Origin of the sequence: Streptomyces sp. MZ04, from assembly GCF_004684775.1 — a bacterium.
Taxonomy (GTDB): domain Bacteria; phylum Actinomycetota; class Actinomycetes; order Streptomycetales; family Streptomycetaceae; genus Streptomyces.
The window spans coordinates 19,416-27,382 of the sequence record NZ_SRIC01000092.1; the positions used below are offsets into that span (position 1 = coordinate 19,416).

Consider the following 7,967-nt stretch of genomic DNA (forward strand, 5'->3'; position numbering starts at 1 on the left):
GCCGGGAACCCGAAGGTCCCCGGCCCCTGACCAGCCAGAGCTAAAGCGCAGCGCTACTTCTTGCGGCGCCGCCCACCCTTCTGAGCCTTGCGCCGCTCGGCCCGCGTCAGGCCGTCCGACTCGGACCGCACCCCGGCGTCCTCGGTCTCGAAGTCACCCTCGTCGACCCCGCCCTCGGCGTTCGGCGCCTGGAAGTGCAGGCGGTCGGGCCGCTGCGGAGCGTCGAGCCCCTTGGCGCGGATCTCGGGACGGCCGCCGCCCGCGGGAACGGCGTCCTTCTTGTCCAGCGAGGTCTGCGCCGCGTCCTCGACCGGGACCTCCTCGACCTGCTGCTCGACCTGGACCTCCAGGTTGAACAGGTAGCCGACGGACTCCTCCTTGATGCCGTCCATCATGGCGTTGAACATGTCGAAGCCCTCGCGCTGGTACTCGACCAGCGGGTCCTTCTGCGCCATGGCACGGAGGCCGATGCCCTCCTGGAGGTAGTCCATCTCGTAGAGGTGCTCACGCCACTTGCGGTCGAGCACCGAGAGGACGACGCGCCGCTCGAGCTCCCGCATGATGTCGGAGCCGAGCTGCGCCTCACGCGCCTCGTACTGCTGGGTGATGTCTTCCTTGATGGCCTCGGAGATGAACTCGGCGGTCAGACCCGCGCGGTCGCCCGCGTCCTCCTCCAGCTCCTCGACGGTGACCTTCACCGGGTAGAGCTGCTTGAAGGCGCCCCACAGCCGGTCCAGGTCCCACTCCTCGGCGAAGCCCTCGGCGGTCTCGGCCGCGATGTAGGCGTCGATCGTGTCGTCCATGAAGTGCGTGACCTGCTCCTGCAGGTTCTCGCCCTCCAGGACGCGGCGGCGCTCTCCGTAGATGACCTCGCGCTGCCGGTTGAGGACCTCGTCGTACTTCAGGACGTTCTTACGCGTCTCGAAGTTCTGCTGCTCGACCTGGGACTGCGCCGACGCGATCGCGCGCGTCACCATCTTGTTCTCGATCGGTACGTCGTCCGGAACGTTCGCCATGGCCATCACGCGCTCGACCATCTGGGCCTTGAACAGGCGCATCAGGTCGTCACCGAGGGACAGGTAGAAGCGGGACTCGCCGGGGTCGCCCTGACGTCCGGAACGACCGCGCAGCTGGTTGTCGATACGACGGGACTCGTGCCGCTCGGTACCGAGGACGTAGAGCCCGCCGAGGTCCTTGACCTCCTCGAACTCCGACTTCACGGACCGCTCGGCCTTCTCCAGGGCGGCGGGCAGCGCCGCGGCCCACTCCTCGACGTGCTCGTCGGGGTCGAGGCCGCGCTGGCGCAGCTCCGCCTCGGCGAGGTCGTCGGGGTTGCCGCCGAGCTTGATGTCGGTGCCTCGTCCGGCCATGTTCGTGGCGACGGTGACGGCGCCCTTGCGGCCGGCCTGGGCGACGATCGTCGCCTCACGGTCGTGCTGCTTCGCGTTCAGCACTTCGTGCTGGACGCCGCGCTTGGAGAGCTGCTGGGAGAGGTACTCCGACTTCTCGACGGAGGTCGTGCCCACCAGGATGGGCTGCCCCTTGTCGTGCTTCTCCGCGATGTCGTCGACGACGGCGGCGAACTTGGCGACCTCGGTGCGGTAGATCAGGTCCGACTGGTCGGCGCGGACCATGGGCCGGTTCGTCGGGATCGGCACGACGCCCAGCTTGTAGATCTGGTGGAACTCGGCGGCCTCGGTCATGGCCGTACCGGTCATGCCGCAGAGGCCGGAGATTTCCTTGCCGTCGTGGTCATGGCGCTTGTAGAGGCGGAAGAAGTTCTGGAGGGTGATCGTGGCAAGGGTCTGGTTCTCGTCCTTGATGTCCACCCCTTCCTTCGCCTCGATCGCCTGGTGCATGCCTTCGTTGTAACGGCGGCCGGCGAGGATACGGCCGGTGTGCTCGTCGACGATCATGACTTCGCCGTCGATGACGACGTAGTCCTTGTCGTTCTTGAAGAGTTCCTTGGCCTTGATGGCGTTGTTCAGGTAACCCACAAGAGGCGTGTTGACCGACTCGTAGAGGTTGTCGATGCCGAGCCAGTCCTCGACCTTGGAGACACCGGACTCGTGGATGGCGACGGTGCGCTTCTTCTCGTCGACCTCGTAGTCCCCGGTCTCCTCGACACCCTTGAGGGGGTTGCCGGGCTCGCCCTTGGTGAGGCGGGTGACCAACTTGGCGAAGTCGCCGTACCACTTGGTGGCCTGGTCGGCCGGGCCGGAGATGATCAGCGGCGTACGGGCCTCGTCGACCAGGATCGAGTCGACCTCGTCGACGATCGCGAAGTTGTGGCCGCGCTGCACCAGTTCGTCCTTCGACCACGCCATGTTGTCGCGCAGGTAGTCGAATCCGAACTCGTTGTTCGTGCCGTACGTGATGTCGCAGCCGTACTGCTCGCGGCGCTGGGCCGGCGTCATGTTGGCGATGATGCAGCCGACGGTCAGGCCCAGGAACTTGTGGACGCGGCCCATCATCTCGGAGTCGCGCTCGGCCAGGTAGTCGTTGACCGTGATGAGGTGCACGCCCTTGCCCGAAAGGGCGTTCAGGTACGCGGGCAGGGTGCCGACCAGGGTCTTGCCCTCGCCGGTCTTCATCTCGGCGACATAGCCGAGGTGCAGCGCGGCACCGCCCATCATCTGGACGTCGTAGTGCCGCTGGCCGAGGGCGCGCTTGGCGGCCTCGCGCACCGTGGCGAAGGCCTCGGGGAGCAGGTCGTCGAGGGTCTCGCCGTCGGCGTACCGCTCCTTGTACTCATCGGTCAGCGCGCGCAGCTCGGCGTCGGAGAGGCTGACGAAGTCCTCTTCGATGGAGTTGACCTGGTCCGCGATGCGGTGCAGCTTGCGCAGGATCTTGCCTTCGCCTGCACGCATGATCTTCGAGAGGACGGACACGGGGGTTGGTCTCCTTGCCGGTCGGGCCTGGCATGGTCGGTTTACTCATAGGGCAACGGCCATCGTAAGCGAGGAGCGGGCCGCGCCGGGAGGTCTGCCGATACGTCAACGGACGGGGGGCCTGGAAGGTGCCGGTTTCCGACGATGACCGCCGGTGAAAAGCACTGGCCCGAAGTGCCGGACGCCAGCAGAATCGCCGGATGGAGCCCGTCACACTCAGCACCGAACGCCTGAGCCTGCGCACGTTCACGCCGGACGACACCGACGAGACGTACGAGGCCTGCCAGGACCCCGACATCCAGCGCTGGACCACGATGCCCTCGCCGTACGCGCGCGTGGACGCCGAGGGCTTCATCGGACGCGTCGTCCCGGACGGCTGGCGCCACGACACCGAGTACACCTTCGCCGTACGTCCCCGGGAGGTCGGCCCGCTGGTCGCCGCCGCCAGCCTGCACCACCCGCGCTCGGGCGCCTGGGAGGTCGGCTTCTGGACGGCGAAGGAGCACCGGGGCCGCGGATATATGACGGAGACGGTCCTCGCCCTGGCCAGGTGGGCCTTCACCGACCTGGGCTGCACCCGCCTGGAGTGGCGCGCCGAGGTCGGCAACACGGGCTCGCGCGCGGTCGTGGAGAAGGCGGGCTTCACCGTGGAGGGCACCCTGCGGGCCGGCCTCCTGAACAAGGGCACACTCCGCGACTGCTGGGTGGGCGCCCTGCTCCCGGCCGACGTGTCCCTGCGGTCGAGCCGGCCCTATCTGCCCGCCCCGGCGGAACGGCAGGCTCCGGTCCGCTAGGCCCGCCGCGTTGTCAGTGCCGCCCCCTATCGTTTCGGAGCATGACGAGCCTGCCGCGCCCCGCCACCGACCTCTCCGCCGACGAGGCCCGCCGCATCGTGCTCCGCGCCCAGGGGTTCCTGGGCGCCCCGGACCGCAGGTCCGGTGTGCGGGGCGTGCTGCGGCACCTCGGCGCGGTCCAGCTCGACACGATCTCGGTGCTCGCCCGCTCCCACGAGCTCATTCCGTACGCCCGTCTCGGCGCCGTCGGCCGCGACAGGATCGAGGCGGCGTACTGGGACGGCGCGTCCGGCACAGGACCGGCCCGGCCGCATGCCTTCGAGTACTGGTCGCATGCCGCGTGCATCCTGCCCATCGAGGAGTGGCCGCACTTCGCCTTCCGCCGCCGCGCCTACCGCACGCGGCCGCACTGGCACCACGACCTGCCGGACGGCGCGTACGACACGGTCATCAAGCAGCTCACCGCCGAAGGCCCCCTCACGGCCACCGAGTTGGGCGGCGCGAAGAACAAGGGCGAGTGGTGGGACTGGTCGGACGCGAAGGTCGCCGTCGAGCGCGCGCTGATGTACGGCGAGGTGGTCTGCACGGAGCGGCGCAGCTGGAAGCGGGTGTACGACCTCTCGGAGCGCGCGATCCCGGACCCGCTGCTCCATGACGACCTGGACGACGCGGAGTGCCTGCGCCGTCTGGTCCGCCTGGCAGGCCAGGCCCTCGGCGTCGGCACCCGCGCGGACATCGCGGACTACCACCGCCTCAAGGGCGAGCAGTTCGACGCGGTGGTCGCGGACTCGGGTCTGGTCCCGGTGACGGTGGAGGGCTGGGACAAGCCCGCCTGGGCCGACCCGGCGGCCCTGGAGACCGCGCCGCGCGGCCGCCACCGCACGACGCTCCTGTCTCCCTTCGACTCCCTGATCTGGGAGCGGGCCCGTACGGAACGGATCTTCGGCTTCGCCCACCGGCTCGAGGCGTACGTCCCCAAGCCGAAGCGGATCCACGGCTACTTCGCGATGCCGGTCCTGGCCGGGGGCCAACTGGTCGGCCGCGTGGACCCGGCCCGTGACGGCAGCACACTGGTCGCCAAGCAGGTCTCGCTGGACAGCCCCAAGGCCGTGCCCGCGGTGGCGCAGGCGCTCCGTGAAGCGGCGTCCTGGGTCAACTGCGACTCCGTACGCGTGGAGCGCGTGAACAGACCGGAGCTGACCGCGGAGCTGGTCCGCGCCCTCGGCTGACGCCGCTCACCTGACGCCGCTCACCTGATCTCGAGGATCTTCTCCCGCATCGCGTAGACCACGGCCTCCATCCTGGAGTGCAGCTGAAGCTTCTCCAGGATGTTGCGCACGTGGTTCTTCACGGTGTTCTCGGAGATGAACAACTCCTTCGCGATATCGCGGTTGTTCATCCCCGTGGCCACCAGCTTCAGCACTTCCAGTTCGCGGTCGGTCAGCCGCGGCGCGGGCACCAGCCTGCGCTCATCGGTGCGCTGGATCATCGATTTGAACTCGGTGAGCAGCTTCGACGCCATGGACGGGCTGATCTGCGACTGCCCGTCGGCCACCGCGCGAATCGCCGTGGCCACCTCGTCGGTGGAAATCTCCTTGAGGAGATATCCCGTGGCTCCCGCCTTGATCGCGTCGTAGAGATCGGCCTCTTCATCACTGATGGTCAGCATGATGATCTTGGCGCTGGGTGCCACCTCCTTGATGGAGGTGCACGCCTCGATGCCCCCGCGCTTGGGCATGCGTACGTCCATCAGCACGATGTCCGGCAGCAGGTCAGCGGCCTTGTCCACCGCCTCGGCGCCGTCCCCCGCCTCCCCGACCACCTGGATGTCCTCCTCGGCGGCGAGGACGATCTCCAGGCCGCGGCGGAAGAGCGCGTGGTCGTCCACCACCAGGACCCTGATCGGCTCCTTGCGCGGGGCGCCCGCGTCCGTGCCGATGCCGACGCCGTCGTGGGCGTCATCGTCCCGCATCGGTCCGAAGCTGTCCGCCATTGTTCCTCCCCCTGAAGGCCATGGCCCGTTGTGCGTTGGCTGCGCCAACCCGAGGCACCAGCCTGCCGGTTGGCCGGCTCGCCCATGATTTCATGCCCGGGCGGCACTGCGGTGCGCGCAGGGGTCGCATGATGGTGCCCCTGGGGGCGCACGTGCGCTCCAGGGGCACCTGCTCAGCCCTCGGCCGACCGAAGTCAGCCGCCGAGCGCACCGCCCCCGCCGGCCGACTGGGCCTGCGCGACCATCGGGTCGGTGTTGAGGCGGATGACGCCGTAGTCGTAGGCGTGCCGCCGGTAGACGACACTCGGTTCCTTCGTCTCCGAGTCGACGAACAAGTAGAAGTCGTGCCCGACCAGCTCCATCTCGTAGAGCGCCTGGTCGAGCGACATGGGGGCCGCGACGTGGGTCTTCTCGCGGACCACGAGGGGGCCTTCGCCCTGGATCTCCAGTGAACCGATCCTCTTGACCGGCACGCCGTCCGGCTCTTCGTCGCGTGCGACGGTGCCGTCCCCGTTGAGGGTCGCCGCGTCCGGGACGCGCTCTGCGACCTCTGCGGCGGAGAGCCTGCCGGTTCCTCGCCGGTTGTGACGCTTCTCGTGCTGCTTGCGCAGCCGGGCGTCCAGCTTGGCCGTGGCCAGGTCGAGCGCCGCGTACGGGTCGGTGGCCGAGGCTTCCGCACGGATCACGGGACCGCGCCCGCGGACGGTGATCTCCACGCGGTCGGACCGGTCGGCCTGCCGCGGGTTGGTTTCCTTGGACACCTCGACGTCGAGGCTGATCACCTTGCCGTCGAGCTTCTGGATCCTATCCAGCTTCAGCTTCTCGGCCACGTGCTTGCGGAACCGCTCGGGCACCTCGGTCTTGCGGCCCTTGACGACGATGTCCACGCAGAACTCCGTTCCCGGATCGCTCCGCATCGGCGGCGGAGCATCTCCCTTTTGCACCAGGCCCCGGTGACTCCCCGGAGCCTCGGACTCGGTGACTTCCACCTCCTCCTCCCCCGCGAACAAGATCTCCACCCCGGCCGGTCCGGGTGATTGCGAAAAACCCCGCGACCGGCATTCCGATATGCGAGGGACGGCGTCCGCCATTCCTCACAACCGAACATATCTCGCCCGGACGGATGTCGTCACCCTCTACTGACGCGTACCTCCATTCAGGCGTATTGGCCCTCTCACTACCTGCAACGATGCAAGTTCCCCGTCAGTTCCGGTTTATTTCGAAGGAATCCGGTGAAGCGGCGACAACGGCCGCACTGATCGCGTTCTCGCCCGTCATTTCACGGGCTGTTACCGCCGCCGCCCGCCCTATCGAATCCGTGTGTACGTCACGCATTGCGCGGGCGGCCTCCGCCAGGGAGGCGCCCGTGGTCATCAGGTCGTCCACGATCACCACCCGGCCACCCCCGGCGAGCAGCCTGCGACCACCCGCGGTCACCTCCAGGGCTCCGGCCAGATTGGCCTGCCGCTGCCGGGAGTTGAGCCCCGACTGGTCGGCCACGGCACGCCGCTGACGCAGCACGCAGAGCACCCGGGCCCGCGTGCCGGCCCCGCGCAGCTCACCCGCGGCGGCCAGCGCGATCCTCCGCACCGGGTCGTGCCCCCGCGCCCGCACGGCTCCCCGCGCCGACGGCACGGGCACGAGCAGTACGGCCCCGTCACCCTCCGCAGCACCCCGCGTCCCGGCCCGCGTCCCGCGCCGCAGCCCGGCCCGCACCGCCCCCGCGAGGCCCGCGCCGAGCGGCCCCGCGAGCGCCAGAGCGCCCCGTTCCTTGTGCGCGAGCAGCACGGCCCGCACCGCGTCCTCGTACGGAGCCGCCGCGTGCACCACCGGCAGCCCCGGCGGCCGAGGATCCGGCCGCACCCGGCTCGGCACGGTCCCGCACAGGGCGTCGCGGCACTGCGCGCACAGCGCCGCACGAGGCCTCCCGCAGCCTCCGCACTCGGCCGGCAGCACCAGTTCGGTGAGGTCCTGCCACCACCCCCGCATGCCCACCACTGTGCCAAGGCGCGAACAGCCCTGCCACCCCTGTGGACAACCGCCTGTGGACAACTCCACGGCGCGGCAGATGCGTTACCCCCGATCGGGGGACTGACCACCCCGGACAGACCGGAGGTCACCCCGGATGGACCGGAGGTCACCCCCGGACAGACCCGAGGCCGCCCCCGGACAGACCTGAAGTCACCCCGGACAGACCCGAGGCCACCCCCGGACAGACCCGAGGCCACCCCGGACAGACCTGAGCCCGCCCCCGGACAGACCTGAAGTCACCCCGGACAGACCCGAGGC

General features: G+C 69.3%; 6 protein-coding genes. 2 read left to right on the forward strand and 4 right to left on the reverse strand.

Annotated features, from left to right (window positions below; translation table 11 throughout):
• Positions 1-53 precede the first annotated feature (53 nt).
• On the reverse strand, positions 54-2,891 hold the full coding sequence (secA, locus tag E2651_RS20360; RefSeq protein WP_135332601.1) for a preprotein translocase subunit SecA: 2,838 nt from the start codon (positions 2,889-2,891) through the stop codon (positions 54-56).
• A gap of 200 nt (positions 2,892-3,091) precedes the next feature.
• Here secA and E2651_RS20365 point away from each other — a divergent pair, with 200 nt between their 5' ends.
• Positions 3,092-3,685, forward strand: a complete 594-nt coding sequence (locus E2651_RS20365; RefSeq protein WP_135332602.1) for a GNAT family N-acetyltransferase — start codon at positions 3,092-3,094, stop codon at positions 3,683-3,685.
• 41 nt (positions 3,686-3,726) lie between these two features.
• Positions 3,727-4,914, forward strand: coding sequence for a crosslink repair DNA glycosylase YcaQ family protein (locus E2651_RS20370; protein WP_135332603.1), 1,188 nt, complete (start codon positions 3,727-3,729; stop codon positions 4,912-4,914).
• 20 nt (positions 4,915-4,934) lie between these two features.
• Here the strand turns inward: E2651_RS20370 and E2651_RS20375 are convergent, their stop codons facing one another.
• From E2651_RS20375 to E2651_RS20385, 3 genes are all read right to left on the reverse strand, one after another.
• Positions 4,935-5,678 carry a response regulator transcription factor gene (locus tag E2651_RS20375; protein WP_135332604.1) on the reverse strand — a complete coding sequence of 248 codons (744 nt, stop codon included), beginning with the start codon at positions 5,676-5,678 and terminating at the stop codon, positions 4,935-4,937.
• A 194-nt stretch (positions 5,679-5,872) separates the two neighbouring features.
• Positions 5,873-6,595 (reverse strand): ribosome-associated translation inhibitor RaiA, encoded by a 723-nt coding sequence (raiA, locus tag E2651_RS20380; RefSeq protein ID WP_135332605.1) that lies wholly within the window; start codon positions 6,593-6,595, stop codon positions 5,873-5,875.
• 286 nt (positions 6,596-6,881) lie between these two features.
• On the reverse strand, positions 6,882-7,667 hold the full coding sequence (locus tag E2651_RS20385; protein WP_135332606.1) for a phosphoribosyltransferase family protein: 786 nt from the start codon (positions 7,665-7,667) through the stop codon (positions 6,882-6,884).
• Between the last annotated feature and the right edge of the window lie 300 nt (positions 7,668-7,967).

Coding starts and splice junctions, on each gene's coding strand:
- E2651_RS20365 (WP_135332602.1), top strand. CDS start 3,092: ATGGAGCCCGTCACACTCAGCACCGAACGCCTGAGCCTGCGCACGTTC.
- E2651_RS20370 (WP_135332603.1), top strand. CDS start 3,727: ATGACGAGCCTGCCGCGCCCCGCCACCGACCTCTCCGCCGACGAGGCC.
- E2651_RS20375 (WP_135332604.1), bottom strand. CDS start 5,678: ATGGCGGACAGCTTCGGACCGATGCGGGACGATGACGCCCACGACGGC.
- raiA (WP_135332605.1), bottom strand. CDS start 6,595: ATGCGGAGCGATCCGGGAACGGAGTTCTGCGTGGACATCGTCGTCAAG.
- E2651_RS20385 (WP_135332606.1), bottom strand. CDS start 7,667: ATGCGGGGGTGGTGGCAGGACCTCACCGAACTGGTGCTGCCGGCCGAG.